This window comes from Streptomyces sp. sk2.1 (genome assembly GCF_008120935.1).
Classification (GTDB): Bacteria; Actinomycetota; Actinomycetes; order Streptomycetales; family Streptomycetaceae; genus Streptomyces.
Genome location: NZ_RDBO01000020.1, coordinates 346,336 through 365,959, shown reverse-complemented (window position 1 = coordinate 365,959; position 19,624 = coordinate 346,336). Strand labels below are relative to the sequence as shown.

General features: G+C 74.3%; 13 protein-coding genes. 7 read left to right on the top strand and 6 right to left on the bottom strand.

What is annotated here, in order from left to right:
- The first annotated feature begins 110 nt into the window (after window positions 1-110).
- Window positions 111-2,939: a penicillin acylase family protein gene (locus EAO76_RS05075; protein ID WP_148833751.1), complete on the top strand. Its 2,829-nt coding sequence runs from the start codon at window positions 111-113 to the stop codon at window positions 2,937-2,939.
- Between the two features lie 186 nt (window positions 2,940-3,125).
- Here EAO76_RS05075 and EAO76_RS05070 read toward each other — a convergent pair whose 3' ends face one another.
- On the bottom strand, window positions 3,126-4,475 hold the full coding sequence (locus EAO76_RS05070) for an erythromycin esterase family protein (RefSeq protein ID WP_148833749.1): 1,350 nt from the start codon (window positions 4,473-4,475) through the stop codon (window positions 3,126-3,128).
- Between the two features lie 112 nt (window positions 4,476-4,587).
- A complete protein-coding gene (locus EAO76_RS05065) occupies window positions 4,588-5,853 on the bottom strand; it encodes an exo-beta-N-acetylmuramidase NamZ domain-containing protein (RefSeq protein WP_148833747.1) in 1,266 nt (421 codons plus the stop codon).
- Between the two features lie 268 nt (window positions 5,854-6,121).
- On the opposite strand from EAO76_RS05065, the gene EAO76_RS05060 reads away from it, so the two are divergent.
- The 3 genes from EAO76_RS05060 to EAO76_RS05050 all read left to right on the top strand — a co-directional run bounded on the left by EAO76_RS05060 (window position 6,122) and on the right by EAO76_RS05050 (window position 9,238).
- A complete protein-coding gene (locus EAO76_RS05060; RefSeq protein ID WP_148833745.1) occupies window positions 6,122-6,889 on the top strand; it encodes an SDR family oxidoreductase in 768 nt (255 codons plus the stop codon).
- Window positions 6,886-8,544: a class I adenylate-forming enzyme family protein gene (locus EAO76_RS05055; protein ID WP_148833743.1), complete on the top strand. Its 1,659-nt coding sequence runs from the start codon at window positions 6,886-6,888 to the stop codon at window positions 8,542-8,544. The genes EAO76_RS05060 and EAO76_RS05055 overlap by 4 nt, the downstream gene beginning before the upstream one ends.
- Before the next feature lie 100 nt (window positions 8,545-8,644).
- On the top strand, window positions 8,645-9,238 hold the full coding sequence (locus tag EAO76_RS05050; protein ID WP_148833741.1) for a TetR/AcrR family transcriptional regulator: 594 nt from the start codon (window positions 8,645-8,647) through the stop codon (window positions 9,236-9,238).
- A gap of 33 nt (window positions 9,239-9,271) precedes the next feature.
- Here the strand turns inward: EAO76_RS05050 and EAO76_RS05045 are convergent, their stop codons facing one another.
- Both EAO76_RS05045 and EAO76_RS05040 read right to left on the bottom strand, forming a co-directional pair.
- Window positions 9,272-9,790, bottom strand: coding sequence for a DUF1203 domain-containing protein (locus EAO76_RS05045; RefSeq protein WP_148833739.1), 519 nt, complete (start codon window positions 9,788-9,790; stop codon window positions 9,272-9,274).
- Window positions 9,787-10,746 carry a LysR family transcriptional regulator gene (locus EAO76_RS05040; RefSeq protein ID WP_262375277.1) on the bottom strand — a complete coding sequence of 320 codons (960 nt, stop codon included), beginning with the start codon at window positions 10,744-10,746 and terminating at the stop codon, window positions 9,787-9,789. The genes EAO76_RS05045 and EAO76_RS05040 overlap by 4 nt, the downstream gene beginning before the upstream one ends.
- A 74-nt stretch (window positions 10,747-10,820) precedes the next feature.
- Here EAO76_RS05040 and EAO76_RS44350 point away from each other — a divergent pair, with 74 nt between their 5' ends.
- Together EAO76_RS44350 and EAO76_RS05035 are read left to right on the top strand one after the other, a co-directional pair.
- Complete coding sequence (locus tag EAO76_RS44350) at window positions 10,821-10,985, top strand: hypothetical protein (protein WP_187438465.1); 165 nt, start codon at window positions 10,821-10,823, stop codon at window positions 10,983-10,985.
- A gap of 82 nt (window positions 10,986-11,067) precedes the next feature.
- Window positions 11,068-15,858 (top strand): HEAT repeat domain-containing protein, encoded by a 4,791-nt coding sequence (locus tag EAO76_RS05035; RefSeq protein WP_148833737.1) that lies wholly within the window; start codon window positions 11,068-11,070, stop codon window positions 15,856-15,858.
- 76 nt (window positions 15,859-15,934) lie between these two features.
- On the opposite strand, the gene EAO76_RS05030 is transcribed toward EAO76_RS05035, so the two are convergent.
- Entirely contained in the window at window positions 15,935-17,152 is a 1,218-nt protein-coding gene (locus EAO76_RS05030) for an acyl-CoA dehydrogenase family protein (RefSeq protein ID WP_148833735.1), read from the bottom strand.
- Between the two features lie 6 nt (window positions 17,153-17,158).
- The gene (locus EAO76_RS05025; RefSeq protein ID WP_148833733.1) at window positions 17,159-18,181 is read right to left on the bottom strand and encodes a phosphotransferase family protein; all 1,023 of its coding nucleotides are present in this window, start codon (window positions 18,179-18,181) and stop codon (window positions 17,159-17,161) included.
- A gap of 151 nt (window positions 18,182-18,332) precedes the next feature.
- Between EAO76_RS05025 and EAO76_RS05020 the strand changes: the two genes are divergently transcribed.
- The gene (locus EAO76_RS05020) at window positions 18,333-19,622 is read left to right on the top strand and encodes a glucarate dehydratase family protein (RefSeq protein WP_148833731.1); all 1,290 of its coding nucleotides are present in this window, start codon (window positions 18,333-18,335) and stop codon (window positions 19,620-19,622) included.
- Window positions 19,623-19,624: the final 2 nt, after the last annotated feature.

The following is a 19,624-nucleotide window of genomic DNA, read 5'->3' as shown; positions in this document are numbered from 1 at the left end:
GGGGAGGGGCGGCGCCATGTGATGATTCAGAAAATGTGACGGGTACTCATCTTACCGGCGTGGCCTACCGCCAGTAACCTCCGGCCCACAGGCCACTTGGAGGAGCGCTCATGCCCCCACGCACCGTCAAGCTCAGAGCCGCCACCGTCACGGCGGTCCTCGCCCTCGGCGCCGCTCTGCTCGCGGCCTCGCCGCAGTCCGGCGCCGCCGCCGCGGAACCCGCGCCCGTCACCGACCACTGCCGGGGACAGTGCGACGACATCCTGCCCCCCGGCGAGAACGGCAACGCCACCCTCGTCGAGATCCTCGGCAACAAGACGCTCGGTACGCACCCCGCCCACAGCGACGACCAACTCGACCGCTACAACGGTCTGGTGGCCGGACACACCGGCCTCACCGACCAGAAGCTCACCGAGTTCTTCAACGACGCCTCGTTCGGCGTGCCCGAGGGCCAGGTCGAGTCCGTCACCTCGCCGCGCGACGATGTCACGATCACCCGTGACAAGGCGTCCGGCGTCCCGCACATCAAGGGCACCACCCGTTACGGCACCGAGTTCGGGGCCGGGTACGCGGCCGGGCAGGACCGGTTGTGGCTGATGGACCTCTTCCGGCACATCGGGCGTGGCGAGCTGACCTCGTTCGCCGGCGGCGCACTCGCCAACCAGGGCCTGGAGCAGCAGTTCTGGCCGCAGGCCCCGTACACCGAGGCCGACCTCGAAGCCCAGGTCGAGTACATCAGGACCCACGAGGGCGCCCGCGGCGAACAGGCCATGGCCGACGCCCAGGCGTATGTCGACGGCATCAACGCGTACCGCGAGAAGTCCAAGAACGGCCGCTACTTCCCGGGCGAGTACGTTCTCACCGGAAAGATCGACGCCATCACCAACGTCGGCGAGATCCAGCCGTTCAAGCTGACCGACCTGATCTCCATCGCCTCCGTGGTCGGCGGCCAGTTCGGCGGCGGGGGCGGCGGCGAGGTGCAGGCGGCGCTCTCGCTGCTCGCCGCCCAGCAGAAGTACGGCGTGGCCGAGGGCACCAGGGTCTGGGAGTCGTTCCGCCAGCGCGAGGATCCCGAGGCCGTGCTGACGGTCCACGACGGCACCTCGTTCCCGTACGCCCGCAAGCCCGACCAGGCGCGCGGCACCGCGCTCCCCGACGCCGGGTCCGTCACGGCCGAACCTCTCATCCACGACCGCACCGGCTCCGCGGGCACCGACCGGAAGGCGCCCGTCAAGGCACCGGCCGGGCTCAAGAAGGCCCAGGGCATCTACGACGACGGCGTCATCCCCGAGGGCTCGCTGCCCGGATCGGGCCCCGGCGCCCAGAAGCGCGGCATGTCCAACGCCCTGCTGGTCTCCGGGAAGCACACCGCGAGCGGCAACCCGATCGCCGTGTTCGGTCCGCAGACCGGCTACTTCGCCCCGCAGCTGATGATGCTCCAGGAACTCCAGGGGCCCGGCATCAGCGCCCGCGGCGTCTCCTTCGCCGGCGTCGGCATGTACGTCCAGATGGGCCGCGGCCAGGACTACGCCTGGAGCGCCACCTCGGCCGGCCAGGACATCACCGACACCTACGCCGTCGAACTGTGCGAGCCCGACGGCACCACGCCCACCAAGGAGTCCACGCACTACCTGAACCGGGGCACCTGCACCGCCATGGAGACGCTGTCGCACACCAACTCCTGGAAGCCGACCGTCGCCGACTCCACGGCGGCGGGCTCCTACCGGATGCAGGTGCGGCGCACGGACTACGGCATCGTCACCCACCGCGCCACCATCGACGGCAAGCCCGTCGCGTACACCTCGCTGCGCACCACCTACCGCCACGAGGCCGACTCGATCATCGGCTTCCAGATGTTCAACGACCCGGACTACGTCAAGGACGCCGCCTCCTTCCAGCGGGCGGCGAGCAACATCGACTACGCGTTCAACTGGTTCTACGCGGACTCCCGCACCGCCGCCTACTACAACAGCGGCATGAACCCGGTGCGCGCGGCGGGCGTCGACCCGGCGCTGCCGGTGCGGGCCGAGCGGGCCTACGAGTGGCAGGGGTACGACCCGGCCGGCAACACCGCCGCGTACACCGCGTTCGCCGAGCACCCGCACTCCAGCGGCCAGGACTACTACATCTCCTGGAACAACCGGCAGGCCGAGGGGTACGCCACGGCGGGCTTCGGGTTCGGCGCGGTGCACCGCGGGGACCTGCTGGACGACCGGGTGGCGAAGCTCGTCGAGGAGGGCGGGGTGACCCGGGCGTCCCTGACCCGGGCCATGGCCGAGGCCGCGGTCACCGACCTGCGCGGTGAACAGCTGCTGCCCGAACTGCTGAAGGTGATCCGCTCCCAGCCGGTCACCGACCCGGAACTGAACGCCGCGGTCCAGCAGCTGGAGTCCTGGCGGGCGGCCGGCTCGCAGCGCCGGGAGAGCAGCCCGGGATCGCACGCGTACGGCCACGCCGACGCGGTCCGGATCATGGACGCGTGGTGGCCGAAGCTGGTCGAGGCGGAGTTCACCCCCGGGCTCGGCAGCGAGCTGTACGGGGCGCTGACCGCCAACCTCGCCACCGACGAGTCCCCGGCGGCCGGCCACGGCCCGAGCGGGGCGCACAGCGGATCGGCGTTCCAGTACGGCTGGTGGGGCTTCGTGGACAAGGACCTGCGCCAGGTCCTTGGGCAGGAGGTCGAGGGACCGCTGGCCCGGACGTACTGCGGCGACGGGGACCGGGCCGCCTGCCGCGACGTGCTGCTCGCGGCCCTGAAGCGGGCCGTGGCGCAACCGGCCACGGAGGTCTACCCGGGGGACGGCAGCTGCAAGGCGGGCGAGCAGTGGTGCTCGGACTCGATCGTCCACCGGGCGCTGGGCGGGATCACCCAGAAGGCCATCCACTGGCAGAACCGGCCGACCTACCAGCAGGTGGTGGAGTTCCCCTCGCACCGGTAGACGGACCGGGGAACGGATCGCGAGGGGCGGGGACCGCGGTCCCCGCCCCTCGCTCGTGCCGCTTCCTCACCCGGCGCCGATCCGGCCCGCCGCCACGATCCGCGTCGGCTCCCCGGCGGATGCGCCCGGCGTCCCGCCGGACGCGGGGGACGGCCACGGGCCCGGACGTCCCGGTGCCGCCGGGGATCAGCGCAGGTGCGCGGCCGTGACGCGGGGGAAGTGGACCAGGACGTCGTACATGGTGCCCAGCCGGTGCGGGGCCTCGGAGCCGGGCCACGGGTAGGCCGTGCCGATCGACCGCGAGGTGCGGGTGCCGCCCAGCCAGGCGCGCGCGGCCCCGGTCGCCGTGCGCAGGTCCAGGTAGTAGGGGCGCTCGGAGACCCGGTCCAGGGTGTGCTCGTTGCTGTCGGCGGGCAGCGGGCCGAGCGTGAACTTCCGCATCGGCTCGCCCGGCCGCTCGGTGTCGTTGGCGTTGAACGAGCCCCGTCCGAAGGTCGTGCCGACGCTCACGTACTCCTTGCCGAGCAGGTCCCGCAGGAACTCGCCCTGGAGCCTCGGGTAGTGGGCCGGGTCGGTGGTCTCGTAGCCGATGTGGCCGTTGTGCGCGGACAGGAGCATCCGGTCGCCGGTCCTGCGCTGCCACCACACCGTGTTCTCCGCCATGGTCCGGTCGCGGTACAGCATGGCCTCGTGGACGTGCTCCTCGCCGAGATCGAACGCGTGCAGGGTGCCGACCTGGGCGATGGCCCGCGCGTTCTGCACGGCCCAGGCGCGCTCCTCGGCGCTCCTGTCGCCCCTGGCCGCCTTGTCGGGCTTCGCGGGCCGTCGGCCCTCCAGCAGCGCCAGCGCGCGGTTCACGTCCGCCGACATCCGCTGCCGCTCGGGCCTCGGCTTCTCCAGGTACCGCTTCATCCACTCGGCGGTGGGCGCGTTCGGCCGCGACGTCCGGTACAGCTCCTTGAAGCGGGGGAGCAGCGCCGGGTGGTGCTCGGCCACGTAGCGCTCGACCCGGTCGAAGAGCGAGGGGTCCGCGAAGCCGAGGTCGTTGCCCATGAAGTGCACCCGGTGGTCCGGGTGGCGGACGTTGTGCCGCCGCATCCACCGGATGAGGTCCAGGTACTCCTGGTTGTTCCAGAACGGAGTGTCCAGAGCGTCCCGCATGATCTTCGCGGGGTCGCCCTCGCCGGTCTGCACGTACGCGTCGATCAGCAGCCCGCCGCCCCAACTGGTCTCCAGGGAGAAGGTGGTGAACCCCTTCTCCTCGACGAGGTGCTCGAACATCCGGTGCTTGTTCCTGAAGAACTCCGACGAGCTGTGGGTGGCCTCGCCGACGCCCACCACCTTCGCGTCGCCGACCATCCGCTCCAGCGGGCGCAGATCATTCAACGGCTGTGCGGTGCGGGCGAGTTCACGGGCCGGGTCGGGTGCGGGTGAGGTGGTGCGCGGCCCGGCCCCCGCCACCGGGGCCAGGGACCCCAGGCAGAGGGCGGTGAGCAGACCGAGCAGCGGAAGGCGGTGTCGTGTGCGCAGTTCCATGCCCACCACCCTTCCGGCCCGCCCCGGCGCGGGACAGACGGACAGCACCCCTCCCGTGCGGGGGGCAGCACCCGTGCACGGGAGGGGGCGTACTCCCCTCGGCGGCGCCCTCTCAGCGGTACAGCAGGTACGACTTCCGTACGGTGCGGAAGGCCGCCAGGTCGGCCTGCCACGCGCCCACGACCTCGTCCGTGTCCGCCCCCGCGTCGATCATCGTGCGGACCCGGGTGTTGCCGGTGAGCTTGTCGATCCAGTTGTCGGCACGCCAGGCGAACCCGCTCCACGTCTGCTTCGCCGTCACCAGCAGCGCGATCCCGGTGCGCACCGGATCGAAGACCTCGCGGTCCTGGACGTGCAGCTGCACGCCGCCGACCGTCTTGCCCTGGAACTTGGAGAACGTCGGCGCGAAGTACGCCTCGCGGAACGCGACCCCGGGCAGGTCGAGCGCGTTCGCCGCCGCCGCCCAGCGGTGGTCGACGCCCTCCGCGCCGAGCAGTTCGAACGGCCGGGTGGTGCCGCGCCCCTCGGAGAGGTTGGTGCCCTCGAACAGGCAGGTCCCCGAGTAGACGAGCGCGGTGTCGGGCGTCGGCATGTTGGGGCTCGGCGGCACCCACGGCAGCCCGGTTCCGTCGAAGAAGTCCGAGCGCCGCCAGCCGGACATCTTCACGACGCGCAGGTCGACCGGGCGCTCGGCGAAGAACTCCGCGTTGAAGAGCAGCGCCAGCTCGGTGACCGTCATGCCGTGCGCCTGCGCGATCTCCCGGCGGCCCACGAACGTGCCGAACGCCGGGTCGAGCACCGGCCCGAGCGCCGCCCGCCCGGTCACCGGGTTCGGCCGGTCCAGGACGACGAACCGCTTGCCCGCGAGCGCCGCCGCCTCCATGCAGTCGTACAGCGTCCAGATGTAGGTGTAGAAGCGGGCGCCCGCGTCCTGGATGTCGAAGACCACCGTGTCCACGCCGGACGCGGTGAAGACGTCGGCGAGCGGCTGACCGCTCTTCAGATACGTGTCGTAGACCGGCAGTCCGGTCGCCGGGTCGTCGTACCGGCCCTCCGAGCCGCCGGCCTGGGCGGTGCCGCGGAATCCGTGCTCGGGGCCGAAGACGGCGATCAGGTCCACCCGGTCGTCCGGGTGCATCACGTCGACGATGTGCCGCACGTCGGAGGTGATCCCGGTCGGGTTGGTGACGATCCCGACCTTCTCGCCCCTCAGCAGGGAGTAGCCGTCCGCCGCCAGCCGGTCGAAACCGGTGCGGACCCGGCCGCGCCCCCGGCCCGACGCGGGGGCGGCGTTCGCGGCCCCGGTTCCGGCGGCCGTCGCCGCGAGCGCTCCCACCGCACCGCCGGCGGCCAGCAAACCACGTCTGGACAGGCTCATTCGGCTACCTCCATGATCGCGACCTCTGTCATGGTCACGCACGCTAGCGCGCGTTCAGGCCGTACGGAATGAGCCGGACGTGACGGGTGTGACGGGTGTGCCCGCCGGACGGTGCCGGTCCCGTCGGCCCCGCCGGTCCCGGCACGTCGCCTCCTCCGCCCTTCCGTCCCGACGCGTCCACCGCTCCGCCCGGTCGCGCCCACCCCTTCCGATTCGACATACCGACTGGTTAGTCTGCCGGTGGAATCGGCTGAGAGAGGCGGGACCGATGGGTGGCACGGTGCGGGGCGCGGGCGTGGTGGTCACGGGGGCCGGAGGCGGCATCGGCGCCGCGCTGGCCCGCCGGTTCGCCGAGGAGGGCGCGCGGGTCGTGGTCAACGACCTCGACGCGGCCGGCATCGGGCCGCTGGCCGAGGAGATCGGCGCCGTCGCCGTCGTCGGCGACGCCTCGCGGATCGTGGACGAGGCCCGGGACGCCCTCGACGGCGCCATCGACGTCTACTGCGCCAACGCCGGTCTCGCCTCGCCCGGCGACGTACTGGCCGACGAGGAGGTCTGGGCCGCGGCCTGGGACGTCAACGTGATGGCCCACGTCCGCGCCGCCAGGGCCCTGCTGCCGGCCTGGCTGGAGCGCGGCAGCGGCCGGTTCGTCTCGACCGCCTCCGCCGCCGGACTGCTGACGATGATCGGCGCCGCCCCGTACAGCGTCACCAAGCACGGCGCCGTCGCCTTCGCCGAATGGCTCTCCCTCACCTACCGCCACCGCGGTGTCAAGGTCCACGCGATCTGCCCGCAGGGCGTGCGCACGGACATGCTCGCCGCCGCCGGGTCGGCGGGCGAACTCGTCCTCGCCCCCGGCGCCATCGAGCCCGCCGCGGTCGCCGACGCGCTCTTCGACGCCATGGCCGAGGACCGCTTCCTCGTCCTGCCGCACCCCGAGGTCGCCGGGTACTACCGGGCTCGCGCCGAGGACACCGACCACTGGCTCGGCGGCATGAACCACCTTCAGCGGAAGTGGGAGGAGACCCGCGCATGAGCGAGTCCGTCTACGCGGCGAAGCCCTGGCTGCCCCTGCTCAGCGAGGCCCAGCGGGCCCCCGTCCACCCCGCCGAGACCCTGGTCCACGCCTTCCGGGAGTCCGTCGTACGCGCCCCCGGCCGCACCGCCCTCGCCTACTTCGACGGCCGCCTGAGCTACCGCGAGACCGACGCGCTCTCCGACTCGGTGGCCGGCCACCTCGCCGCCGCGGGCCTGGCCCCCGGCGACCGGGTCGCGATCATGCTCCAGAACACCCCGCAGTTCGTGCTCGCGCTGCTCGGCGCCTGGAAGGCCGGGGCCGTCGTCGTCCCGCTCAACCCCATGTACAAGTCCGGCGAGGTCGGCCACGTGCTGAAGGACGCCGAGGTCACCGCGGTGATCTGCGCGGACCGGACCTGGGAGGCGTACCTGCGGGACACCGCGGCCGGCGCCCCGGGCGTACGGATCGCCCTCACCACCAGTGAGCCGGACCTCCAGACCCGCGACGACGAACGCGTGCTCGGCTTCGAGCGACTGCCGGTGCCCGACGACACCGACGACCTGGTCGCCGTCGCCCGGCAGGGCCTCGAAGCCCCCGAGGGCCGCGGGCCCGCCTCCGCCGACACCGCCCTGATCAGCTACACCTCCGGGACCAGCGGCACCCCCAAGGGCGCCCTGAACTCCCACGGCAACATCATGGTCAACGCCGAGCGGCAGCGCGCCGGGCACCCCGTCGCCGAGGGCTCCGCGTACTTCGCGCTCGCCCCGCTCTTCCACATCACCGGCATGGTGTGCCAGCTGGCCGCCTGCCTCACCAACGCGGGCACCCTCGTGCTCGCGTACCGCTTCCACCCCGGCGTCGTGCTCGAAGCCTTCGCCGAGCACCGCCCCGCCTACACCGTGGGCCCCTCGACCGCCTTCATGGCCCTGGCCGCCCACCCCGACGCCACCCCCGACCACTTCGCCTCCTTCGCGGTGATCTCCTCCGGCGGCGCACCGCTGCCGCCCGCGCTCGTCGAGAAGTTCCGGGCGGGCTTCGGCCCGTACATCCGCAACGGCTACGGTCTCACCGAGTGCACCGCCCCCTGCGCCTCCGTGCCCCCGGAGCGGGAGGCACCCGTCGACCCGGCCTCCGGCACGCTCTCGGTCGGCGTCCCCGGCCCCGACACGGTGGTCAGGATCCTCGACGAGAACGGCGCGGAGGTCCCCCTCGGCGAACAGGGCGAGATCGCCGTCCGCGGCCCACAGGTCGTCTCCGGCTACTGGCGCATGCCCGAGGCCACCGCCGCCGCCTTCCCCGACGGCGAACTGCGCACCGGGGACGTCGGCTTCATGGACGGCGCGGGCTGGCTCTACGTCGTCGACCGCAAGAAGGACATGATCAACGCCTCCGGCTTCAAGGTCTGGCCGCGCGAGGTGGAGGACGTCCTGTACACCCACCCGGCGGTCCGGGAGGCGGCCGTCGTCGGCGTCCCCGACCCCTACCGGGGCGAGACCGTCCGCGCCTGCGTCAGCCTCCGGCCCGGCGCCTCGGCCGGACCCGAGGAGCTGAGCGCGTACTGCCGGGAACGGCTCGCCGCGTACAAGTACCCGCGCGAGGTGGAGATCCTGGCCGAGCTGCCGAAGACGGCGAGTGGGAAGATCCTCAGGCGGGAACTGCGTTCCCCCCGGTAGACCCGGTAGACCCGGTAGACCCGGTAGACCCGGTTCGCCCGGGCACGGGAGGGAACCCGCAGGGATCGATCGGGCACGGCACGGAAGGAAGGCGGCGGCAATGACCAAGGCGACGGACGAGGACACCGCTCCCGTCCCCCAGCGACTGCTGGCCGCCGCCACCCGGCTCTTCGCCGAGCGCGGCTACGACCGCACCTCGGTCCAGGAGATCGTCGAGGCCGCGGGCGTCACCAAGGGCGCGCTCTACCACTACTTCGGTTCCAAGGAGGACCTCCTCCAGGAGGTCTACTCCCGGGTGCTCCGGCTCCAGCAGGAGCGCCTCGACGCCTTCGCCGACGCCGACGCCCCCGTCGAGCAGCGGCTGCGCGACGCCGCCGCCGACGTGGTCGTCACCACCATCGAGAACCTCGACGACGCCTCGATCTTCTTCCGTTCCATGCACCACCTGAGCCCGGAGAAGAACAAGCAGGTACGGGCGGAGCGGCGCCGCTACCACGAGCGCTTCCGGGCCCTGGTGGAGGAGGGCCAGCGCAGCGGGGTGTTCTCCACGGCCACCCCCGCGGACCTCGTCGTCGACTACCACTTCGGCTCGATCCACCACCTGTCCACCTGGTACCGGCCCGACGGCCCGCTGGGCCGCCAGGAGGTCGCCGACCACCTGGCCGACCTGCTGCTGCGCGCGCTGCGCCCCTGACCTCGGCGGCGGCCGGGGCGCGGCCCCGCCCGGCTACCGGCGGCGTACCTCGGCCATGAAGCAGCCGAACTCCACCGCCCGTACGTGCACCAGCGCCACCGCCGGGTCGGCGAGGACACCGCTCAGCACGTCGTCCACCTCGGCGGCCCGCTCCACGGGGATCTCCACCAGCGTCCCCCCGAGGATGTGCCCCCGGGCGTCGTAGGCGCGCAGCACCCGGCGGGCGCCGTGCATCGTGGCCGGATAACCGGGCCCGGCGGTGTGCCCCGGGCACTCCTCGGCATGGATGAAGACGGGACCGCACTCGTCGTACGGGCCGGGCTCGGCCCCCGTCCCGGCCGCCCAGCGGCGCAGCGGCGCGTACGAGACCAGGACGATCCGCTCACCGGCCGCGCTGCGCCGCAGGCAGCAGCGGAGCGGGGCGCCGCCCTCGGGGTCGGTGACGGGGCGGCGGGCGACACCGGCGTCGTCCCGCTCGCGCAGCTGCTTCAGTACGTCGGGGGCGATGGCCCGCGTCTCGTGGAATGTCGTCGTGTCGTGGAGCGTCGTCATGGCTCCAGCATCGGCACCGCCGCGTCCCCGTACCGGCGGAAAACGGACGTCGCGCTGGGGGTTCGCGCACGGCCCCGTTCCTGGTCCGGGCCGGTCAGCCGGTCCAGGAGGGCCTCCGCGGCCGGATTGCGGGGCCGGGGCGCCCGCCCCGCGAGGACCACCGTCCGGCCGGGCTCCGGCTGGCGGATGCTCACGCACGGCAGCCCCGCGTCCTCCCCGATCCGCCGCGGCACGATCGCCACCCCGATGCCGGCCCGCACGAGGTCGACGAGCAGCCGGATCTGGGTGACGTCGCAGGTGATCCGGCGCTCCAGGCCGCAGTGCGCGGCCAGCCGCCGCACCGCCGTCTCCAGACCGGTGCCCGCGCGGAAGTCCACGAACGGCTCGTCGGCGAGGTCCTTGATCAGGGTGCGTCCGGCGGTCGCCAGCCGGTGGCCCGGCGCGGTGATCAGCACCAGGTCCTCGTGCCAGGTCGCGAACCCGGCGATGCCGTCGGGGAGTTCGGCCGCGTCCGGCGCGAGATAGGCGAGGTCCAGCTCACCGGCCCGGAGCCCCGCGACCAGCTCCGGCGTCGTCGCCTCGCGCAACGAGATCTGCACCCCCGGCCACGACCGGTGGTACGAGGCCAGCTCGGCCGCCAGATCCACGCAGGTCAGGGTCTGGATCGTGCCGATCCGCAACCGGCCGGTCGTCAGCCCCGACACGGCCGCCACGGCCTCCCGCGCGGCCCGGGTCCCGGCCAGCACCGACCGGGCCGCGGGCAGCAGCGCCCGGCCCGCCTCGGTGAGCACCACCCGTCGGCCGGTCCGGTCGAACAGCTCGGCGCCCAGCTCCCGTTCGAGGTTGCGCACGGAGGTGCTCAGCGCGGACTGCACGATCAGCTCGGCCCGTGCGGCGGCGGTGAAACCGCCGTGCGTGACCACCGCCATGAAGTGGCGGAGTTGGCGTATCTCCATCCATCCACGTTATCGATGGCAGCCAGCTGATCCATCTGTTGGACCGATCGCGGCCGCGGGGCGAGGCTGGACGCATGACCCACATCCAGCCGTCCGTGCGTGTCCCGGCACTCTGGAGCGCGGCCTACGGCCCGCACCACCGCCGGTCCGTCCGCCTCGCCGCCCGGTGCCTGCTGCGGGTGCGCGCCTTCGCCCGTGAGCTGGCGCTGACGGACCACGTGGGGTCCGGCGGCTACTGAGCGCCCGCCGGGCGGGGCGCGTCCGGGGACCGGGACCGAATCCCGTTGGTGGGGGCCGGAACGCCCCGGCTAGCATCCGACGATGCGGAAACCGGCCGACACGCACCTCCACGACGCCGTGGACCGGGCCGGTACCGGCCCGCTGTCCGGGCTCCCGGACGCACGGGACTGCCCGCCGGACGCCCTGGGGCGGCTGATCCGGCACGAGGACCCCGCCCGGCGCCACCTGGGACTGGTCCTGCTCGACGAGCGGCTCGCCGCCTGCGGCCCGGCCGACGACGGGGAACGGGCCGAACTCGCCGCGCTGCTGCCGAAGGAGCTCATGGGCCCGCCGGAGGCGGATCTCCTCCTGGCGGGGCTGTACGAGCGGCTCGCCCCCCACCTCCGCGGGCACCCCCGGCCGTCCTGGCGCACGGCCGGGGCGCTGCCGGACCGGGTACGGACCGCCTGGCTGCGCGCCGACCTCCTGCACGACCCCGCCGTGCTCCGCGACGAGGCGCCCGGCGAACTCCTCCACCGGGCCGTGCGGGAGACGGACATCACCGCCGCGCACCACCCGGCACGGCTCGTGGACGAGCTGGCGGCCGCCGCCGATCCGGTCCTGCGGGCCGAGGCGGTCCGGCTGGTCCGGCAGGGCCTGCACGCCGGACTGCTGGCCCCGGCCCCGGCCCGGGCCCGCCTGACCGGCCTGCTCGGCACCGACGACCCCCGGGTCGTCGTCGACGCGCTGACCGAGCTCGCCGAACCGTGGGCGGCGACGGAACCGCTGCCCCGGGGGCGCCTCGCCCCGTTCCTCACCACCGGAACGGGGGACGGACCCGAGGGGGACTCCGTACGGGAGCGGCCCGAGGCCGCCGAGGCAGCCCTCGCGGCCGCCGCCCGCCACGGCCACCGCGACCTGCTGCGGGAGGCCGTCGAGGACCCCGGCCTCCCGCCGGTCCTCCGTCGGCGCGCCATGGAACTGCTCGGCGACCTGGCGGACCGCGACGACATCGGCGCGCTGACGGCCCTCGCCGCGCGCGACCCCCTGCTCCTCGGCGGACCCGCGGTGACCTGCCTGCGCGGCCTTCACCGGCGCGGACACTTCCCGCGGGACCCGGACGTCCCGGCCGTCGTCGGCCTCGCCCTGGCCGACCACTCGATCCCGCCCCGCGAGGTGGCGACCGTCCTCTTCACCACCCGGAAGGAGGCGTTCCGGGTGCTGGTGGAGGCGGCGGCCGACGCCCCGGACTGGCCCAGGCGGCTCGCCCTGCTGGTGGCCCTGGCCGGGCAGGGGGCCGACGACCTGCCGGTCGGGGACGCGATCACCCGGCTGCTCCCGTCCGCCCCCGCCCCCGCGCCGTTCCTCGACGCGATCCGCGAACTGCGCCACGAGGCCGCCGAGGAGGCCGTGCTCGCCCTGCTCCCCTCGGCACCGGCCGCGGCCCTGGAGACCCTGGAGGCGATCGGCGGGCCCCGCACCGTACGGGCCCTGCGGGACGGGCTGGGAATCGTGGAGGACCCCCCGGCCCCGGACGGGATCGCACCCCATCTGCGCGCCGTGCGCGACCGCGCCCTCGAAATCCTCTGGCAGCTCACCGACGACCCGGAAGCGCGCCACGACCTCCTCACCCGACTGGACCCCCGCGGCCTGCCGCCCCGCGTCGCGGCCGGACTCGGCGGCCCCGACGAGCGGGAACTGGCCCTGCTGAGTTCCCACCCGGACCCGGACGAACCGGTGGCGGCGCTGTGCGGGCTGGCCGCCCACGGCACCGCCGCCACCCTCCCGGCCATCGCCGACCTGCTGCTGCGCGTCGTGGCCGACCGGGCGGCGTCATGGCGCCCGGACGCCCCCGCCCGCACCGGGGAGCACGGGCAGCCGGCCGGTGAGCCCGTGGTGCCGCAGGAGGTGCTGGACGCCGTGGCCGCCCTGGGCGGCAGGCTCCACGGGCGGGGCGCGATCAGACCGGTCTGCCTGCTCGGCGCCGCGGACGTGCGGGAGGCCGGTCACGCCCTCGTCGCCACCACGGCACTGGACCTGCTGGACCGGCCCGGACTGTCCGACGCCGAACGGGCGATCCTCCTCGAAGCACTGCTCAGGGCCCCCTGGGCGGGCACCCGGGCCCGGGTGCACCGGATGCTGCGCCACCGGGACCGGCACGTGCGCAAGCACGTCATCGCCCTCCTCGCCCGCGACGCCACAGGCGAGGACGCGCAGGCGCTGTCGGCCTCGCTGACCGCGCTGACCACCGCCCGGGACATCCAGACCGTGCGCCAGGCCCTGCACGCCCTGGGGCACGCCCGCGCCCACTGGGCGAGCACCGCGATCGCCGCGTGCCTCGACCACCCCAACATGAACATCAGGAAGACCGCGGCCGAGGCACTGGTCCGCGCGGGCACCCCCGCGGCGCTCCCGAAGCTGCTGTTCCGGCTCGGACACGACGACAACCCCGGACTGCGCACCGCACTCCTCGCGGCCCTGCGCACGATCCTGGGCGACGCCCGCGCGGCCACGCTGCTGGCCGCCGCCGAGCACGGCCGCGACGCCCGTTCCCGCGAACTGCTGCTGGCGGGCCTCGACGGCGCCCTCACCGTGCGCGCGATCCTCGCGCTGGAGGAGCAGCGGTCCCCGGTGGCCGCCGAACTGCTCGCCCTGGTGGCGTCGGGCCGGGTCGCGGCGGCCTCCGGGGACGTGGACGCCCTCGCACCCGCCCTGGCCCGGCACGGGATCGCCGCACCGGACGCCGGACGGCCACCGGCGGCCGACGCGGCGGACCTGGAAGCGGACCGGGACGTGGCGGCACTGGTGGCCGGGGGCTGGAACCCCTCGCTCGCCCTGCGGATCGCCGACCGGGACGGGCCGTTGCGCCCCGGCCGGGCGGACGAACTGCGGCCGATGCTGGACCACTGGCTCCGCCTGGCCGGCTCCCGGCCCGCGCACCGGAGGAAGGTGATCCGGTTCGCGCTGAGGATCTGCGCCACGTCCCGGCCCACCGGGGAGCCTGTCGCCCGTACCTGGTCCGCCGGGGAGCCCGCCGCTCCTACCCGGCCCGCCGGGGAGCCTGTCGCCCGTGTCCGGCCCACCGGGGAGTCCGCCGCCCGTACCTGGTCCGCCGGGGAACTCGCCGTCCTCGCCCGGTCCGCCGGGGTGCTGCTCGACGCGCTCGCCGACGCCCGGGACGAGGACCGCCACGACCTGATCGCCGTACTGGAGGAGGCCGCGCCGATGACGACGGCCGCCCGGAGGCCGTCCGCCATCGCCTCGGTGCGGGCCCTGCGCCCCGCCCCCGCCGCACCGCACCGGTCCACGCTGACGCTGCTGCGCCGCCTCGGCGCGGTGCCGGTCCGCGCCGACCTCGACCGGGCGCTCGCGGGCGCCCGGCTCGGCGCCGACCCGTGGCGGGCCGAAACCGCCGTGCTGCGCGAGGCGTTCACCGTTCCGGAACCCGGCACGGCCCCCCTCCCCGCCGGGACCCGGGCCTGGCGGGCGACCCTGGAGGCGGCGGTGCGCACCCCGGACGGTCCGGCGGAGCTCCGCGGCCGGGACGACGGCACGGTCCCCTCGCAGGACCGGCTGAACGCGCTGATCGAGGCGTACCGGGGCGCCGACGACCCGGCGGTGCGGGAGGCACTGCTCGACTGGATGGCCTTTCTCCAGCCGCTCGACGCACCGCCGTGCGCCGCCCCCGGGGCCGACCGCGCGACGCCGCCCCCGAGGCACGTCCGCGCCGACGACCTCGACCAGCCCCGCTCGGCGGCCCAGTACGAACGGCTGCTGACCATGCTGGATTCGGACGCGGCGGACCACAGGGACACCGCCGCACGGGCACTCGCGCGATGGCCCGAGCCCGAGGCCCGGCTGGCGGTGCTCCGCGCCCATCTCCGCGGACGCGTGGAGCTGCCCCCCGGCGCCGACCCGGCCCGCGCGCTGGCCGGGATCGACGAGGCGGAACTGCGCGGCGACGGCGTACGGCCCGGGCTGGTGGCCCGCGCGGCGGCCCGGCTCGGCCCGGCGGAGCGGGAACCGCTGGTACCGCTGCTGCTGGAGTGGTGGGAACACGCCCCGGCAGGGCTCGGGGCGGAGATCGCCGGAGCGCTGCACGCCCATCCCGCCGACGCGTTGGCCGAGGCACTGGGCGAGCGGCTCGCCGCCGGGGCCTGGGGCTTCCTCGACCTGCTCGTCGGCCGGCCGCTGCTGCGCACCCCCGCGCTGACGGAGACCTGCCGCCGCCTGCGCGCGGAGGGCCGCGACGAACTGGCGGACCGGCTCCGGCTCGTGGAGGGCCCGCTGCGCGGTCCGGACGCCGCGCGGCGGGACGCGGCCGCGCTCGCGGCGCTGCGCGAACGCGGTACTGCCGCACCCGCCGACCCCGCCCGCCCGCCGTCCCGCCGGGAACTGCTGGACCTGGCCCGCGCCGGAACCCCGGAGCAGATCTGCCGGGCCCTCACCGAACTGGCCGGCGAGCACCCCGGCCCGGACGCCGAACCGGACCGCCGACTCCACGAGCTGCTGGACGAGTTGATCACCCATCCCCGGCCCGAGGTCCGGCTGCGCGCGCACCGGACGTCACGGGTGGTGCTGGACCGGCCGGCCCATCTGCGGCTCACCGCGTCGCTGCTGGACGACCCGCGCCCGGACGTGGTGCGGATGGCTATCCGTACGCTCTGCCGCGCCGGCTGGGAGCCCGCGGCCCCCGCCGTGACGGGGCTGCTCGCCCATCCGCACGCCGTCGTGCGCGGGGCGGCGGCCGAGGGGCTCGTCGAACTGGGCCCGGCGGCGGTCCCCGCCCTCCGCAAGGCCGCCGCCCGCGCCCGCCCCGACCGGCGCTCCCGGTACACCTCGTTGCTCGACCGGATCGGGAACGCGAAGGACGGGGCCCCGACCGGCCGTTGAGGGAGAAGGGCGCGGGGCGGGGAGCGCCGGTCGCCCCGCGCCCACCGCCCCGCCCGCACCCGCTTCCGGGCGCCGCCTACGACACGTACCGCTTGATCTCCCGCCGCGCCAGCGACCGCTGGTGCACCTCGTCCGGGCCGTCCGCCAGCTGCAACGTCCGTGCCGCCGCCCACAGTTCGGCCAGCGGGAAGTCCTGGCCGACCCCGCCCGCGCCGTGCAGCTGCACCGCCCGGTCGAGGATGCCGACCACCGCGCGCGGGGTGGCGATCTTGATGGCCTGGATCTCCGTGTGCGCGCCCCGGTTGCCCACCGTGTCCATCAGCCACGCCGTCTTCAGGACCAGCAGCCGCAGCTGCTCCACCGTCACCCGCGCGTCCGCGATCCAGTTCTGCACGACGCCCTGTTGGGCGAGCGGCTTGCCGAAGGCCGTACGGGACACCGCCCGCCGGCACATCAGCTCGATTGCCCGCTCGGCCATGCCGATCAGCCGCATGCAGTGGTGGATGCGGCCCGGTCCCAGCCGCGCCTGGGCGATGGCGAAGCCGCCGCCCTCCTCGCCGATCAGATTCCCGGCGGGCACCCGCACGTCCGTGAAGGAGACCTCGGCGTGGCCGCCGTGGTAGTGGTCCTCGTACCCGTACACCTGCATGGCGCGGCGCACTTCGAGCCCCGGGGTGTCGCGGGGGACCAGGACCATCGACTGCTGGCGGCGGATGTCCGCACTGTCGGGGGCGGTCTTGCCCATCACGATGAAGATCTCGCAGTCCGGGTTCATCGCCCCGGAGATGTACCACTTGCGGCCGTTGATGACGTAGTCACCGCCGTCGCGCACGATCCGGGTCTCGATGTTCGTCGCGTCCGACGAGGCCACCTCGGGCTCCGTCATCGCGAACGCGGAGCGGATCTCCCCGGCGAGCAGCGGCTCCAGCCACCGCTTCTTCTGCTCGTCCGTGCCGAACTGGAAGAGCACCTCCATGTTCCCGGTGTCCGGGGCCGCGCAGTTGAGCGCGGTCGGGGCCAGCTGCGGGGAACGGCCGGTGATCTCGGCGAGCGGGGCGTACTGGAGATTGGTCAGCCCGGCCCCGTACTCCGCGTCGGGGAGGAAGAGGTTCCACAGGCCCTGCCGCCGCGCCTCGGCCTTCAGGTCCTCGACGACCTGCGGGGTCTGCCAAGGGGAGGCCGGCAGCGTGCGCTGCTCGTCCGCGGTCCGCTCGGCCGGGTGCACGTGCTCGTCCATGAAGGCGAGCAGCCGGCCGCGCAGCTCCTCGGTACGGGCGTCGAATGCGAAGTCCATGGGTGGTCAGCCTTCCTGGAGGGTGCCGAGGCCGTGCTCGATGAAGACGGGGACGAGATCGCCGATGCGGTCGAAACCGGCGCCGACGGTCCGGCCCAGGGTGTAGCGGTAGTGGATGCCCTCCAGGATCACGGCGAGCTTGAACCAGGCGAACGCCGTGTACCAGGAGATGGCCGAGGTGTCCCGGCCGGAACGGGCGGCGTAGCGCTCGATCAGCTCGGCGGGCGAGGGGTGGCCCGCGGCGCCGCTGGTGGTGGAGACGGGGGAGTGCGCCAGGCCGAGGTCGGAGCTGTACATCACCAGCAGGCCGAGGTCGGTCAGCGGGTCGCCGAGCGTCGACATCTCCCAGTCGAGGACGGCCCTGATCCGGTCGTCGGCACCGATCAGGACGTTGTCCAGGCGGTAGTCGCCGTGCACCACGGTGGGCGCGGGCGAGTCGGGCAGTTCGCGCCCGAGCGCGGCGTGCAGCTCGTCGATGCCGGGCAGTTCGCGGTTGCGGGATGCGTCCAGCTGCTTGCCCCAGCGGCGCAACTGCCGGTCGAGGAAGCCCTCGGGCCGCCCGAAGTCGTCGAGCCCGACGGCCCGCGGGTCCACCGCGTGCAGCTCGACCAGGGTGTCGACGAGGCCGAGCACGGCCGCCCGGGTGCGTTCGGCACCCAGCGGGGCGAGCTGCTCGGCGCTGCGGTACGGGGTGCCCTCGACGTACTCCATGACGTAGAAGGGCGACCCGATCACCGTGTCGTCCTCGCAGAGCAGCACCGGCTCCGGCACCGGCACGGCCGTCGGGTCGAGGGCGCTGATCACCCGGTGCTCCCGCTTCATGTCGTGCGCGGTGGCCAGCACATGGCCCAGCGGGGGCCTGCGGACGACCCAGCGGCCGGTGCCGTCCGTGACGACGTACGTCAGGTTCGACCGGCCGCCCTCGATGATCCGGGCATCGAGCGGTCCGCTCACCAGCCCCGGCCGCTCGCGGTCGAGGTGTCCGCGCAGCCGGTCGAGGTCGAGACCTGGCGGGTGGACTGGGCTCATCGTGCGCACCTCCGGATGAAAGACGGTCGCCGCCCATGATGCCGACCAGTCGGTATGTCGTCCAGAGGGCTCCCTCCGCCCGGTGCGTCGGCCCCGGTCCGGATCGGGCCGGAGTCTGGTGCTCAGTCGCATCCCTGAATAGAGTTCACGTATGAATACAGAGCTGCTGATCGACGAAGTCCGGCTGACCCCGATCCTGATCGCCGACCCGCCCCTGCTCAACACCCAGGGGGTCCACCAGCCCTACACCCCTCGCCTGGTCGTGGAGGTCGTCACCCGCGGTGGTGTCACGGGCGTCGGGGAGACGTACGGGGACGGCAGGTACCTCGAACTCGCACAGCCGCTCGCCACCGCACTCGTCGGACGCCCGGTCAGCGATGTGAACGGTCTGTTCGCCCTGGCCGACGAGGTGTGCGGTGATTCACGCGCGACCGACGACCGGGTCGAGGCGGGCGGACTGCGCGGTGTCCAGACCGCCGACAAGCTCCGGCTCTCCGTCGTCTCCGGCTTCGAGGTCGCCTGCCTGGACGCGCTGGGCAAGACCCTCGGCCTCCCCGTGCACGCCCTGCTCGGCGGGAAGGTCCGCGACCGCGTCGAGTACAGCGCCTACCTCTTCTACCGTTGGGCCGCCCACCCCGAGGGCGGCGAGCGGGACGACTGGGGCGCCGCCCTCGACCCGGCCGGCGTCGTCGCCCAGGCCCGGCGCTTCGCCCGCGAGCACGGCTTCTCCTCCTTCAAGCTCAAGGGCGGCGTCCTCGAACCCGACCGGGAGATCGCCGCGATCCGCGCCCTGGCCGAGGAGTTCCCCGGCCGGCCGCTGCGCCTGGACCCCAACGGCGCCTGGTCCGTGGAGACCTCGCGGTACGTCGCCGAGCAGCTGAAGGGCGTGCTCGAGTACCTGGAGGACCCGGCGACCGGCACCGACGCGATGGCCGAGGTCGCCGCGGCCACCGACGTGCCGCTGGCCACCAACATGTGCGTGACCACCCTCGCCGAGCTCCCGGACGCCTTCGCCCGCGGCGCCGTGCAGGTGGTCCTCTCCGACCACCACTACTGGGGCGGGCTGCACCGCACCCGCGAACTCGCCGGGATCTGCCGCACCTTCGGCGTCGGGCTCTCCATGCACTCCAACACCCACCTCGGCATCAGCCTGGCCGCGATGACCCATGTCGCCGCCACCGTCCCCAACCTCGACTACGCCTGCGACAGCCACTACCCCTGGCAGACCGAGGACGTCATCACCACCCGCCACGTCTTCGAGGACGGCCGGCTGACCGTGTCCGACGCCCCCGGCCTCGGCGTGGAACTCGACCGCGACCGCCTGGCCGCACTGCACCGGCGCTGGCTCGACGACGACGGCACCATGCGCGAGCGCGACGACGCGGCCGCGATGCGCAAGGCCGAGCCCGACTGGCGGACCCCCGCGATCCCGCGCTGGTGACG

What these genes read in the sequence shown, in the direction of transcription:
- EAO76_RS05075 (WP_148833751.1), top strand. Translation starts at nt 111, where the DNA reads ATGCCCCCACGCACCGTCAAGCTCAGAGCCGCCACCGTCACGGCGGTC.
- EAO76_RS05070 (WP_148833749.1), bottom strand. Translation starts at nt 4,475, where the DNA reads ATGGAACTGCGCACACGACACCGCCTTCCGCTGCTCGGTCTGCTCACC.
- EAO76_RS05065 (WP_148833747.1), bottom strand. Translation starts at nt 5,853, where the DNA reads ATGAGCCTGTCCAGACGTGGTTTGCTGGCCGCCGGCGGTGCGGTGGGA.
- EAO76_RS05060 (WP_148833745.1), top strand. Translation starts at nt 6,122, where the DNA reads ATGGGTGGCACGGTGCGGGGCGCGGGCGTGGTGGTCACGGGGGCCGGA.
- EAO76_RS05055 (WP_148833743.1), top strand. Translation starts at nt 6,886, where the DNA reads ATGAGCGAGTCCGTCTACGCGGCGAAGCCCTGGCTGCCCCTGCTCAGC.
- EAO76_RS05050 (WP_148833741.1), top strand. Translation starts at nt 8,645, where the DNA reads ATGACCAAGGCGACGGACGAGGACACCGCTCCCGTCCCCCAGCGACTG.
- EAO76_RS05045 (WP_148833739.1), bottom strand. Translation starts at nt 9,790, where the DNA reads ATGACGACGCTCCACGACACGACGACATTCCACGAGACGCGGGCCATC.
- EAO76_RS05040 (WP_262375277.1), bottom strand. Translation starts at nt 10,746, where the DNA reads ATGGAGATACGCCAACTCCGCCACTTCATGGCGGTGGTCACGCACGGC.
- EAO76_RS44350 (WP_187438465.1), top strand. Translation starts at nt 10,821, where the DNA reads ATGACCCACATCCAGCCGTCCGTGCGTGTCCCGGCACTCTGGAGCGCG.
- EAO76_RS05035 (WP_148833737.1), top strand. Translation starts at nt 11,068, where the DNA reads ATGCGGAAACCGGCCGACACGCACCTCCACGACGCCGTGGACCGGGCC.
- EAO76_RS05030 (WP_148833735.1), bottom strand. Translation starts at nt 17,152, where the DNA reads ATGGACTTCGCATTCGACGCCCGTACCGAGGAGCTGCGCGGCCGGCTG.
- EAO76_RS05025 (WP_148833733.1), bottom strand. Translation starts at nt 18,181, where the DNA reads ATGAGCCCAGTCCACCCGCCAGGTCTCGACCTCGACCGGCTGCGCGGA.
- EAO76_RS05020 (WP_148833731.1), top strand. Translation starts at nt 18,333, where the DNA reads ATGAATACAGAGCTGCTGATCGACGAAGTCCGGCTGACCCCGATCCTG.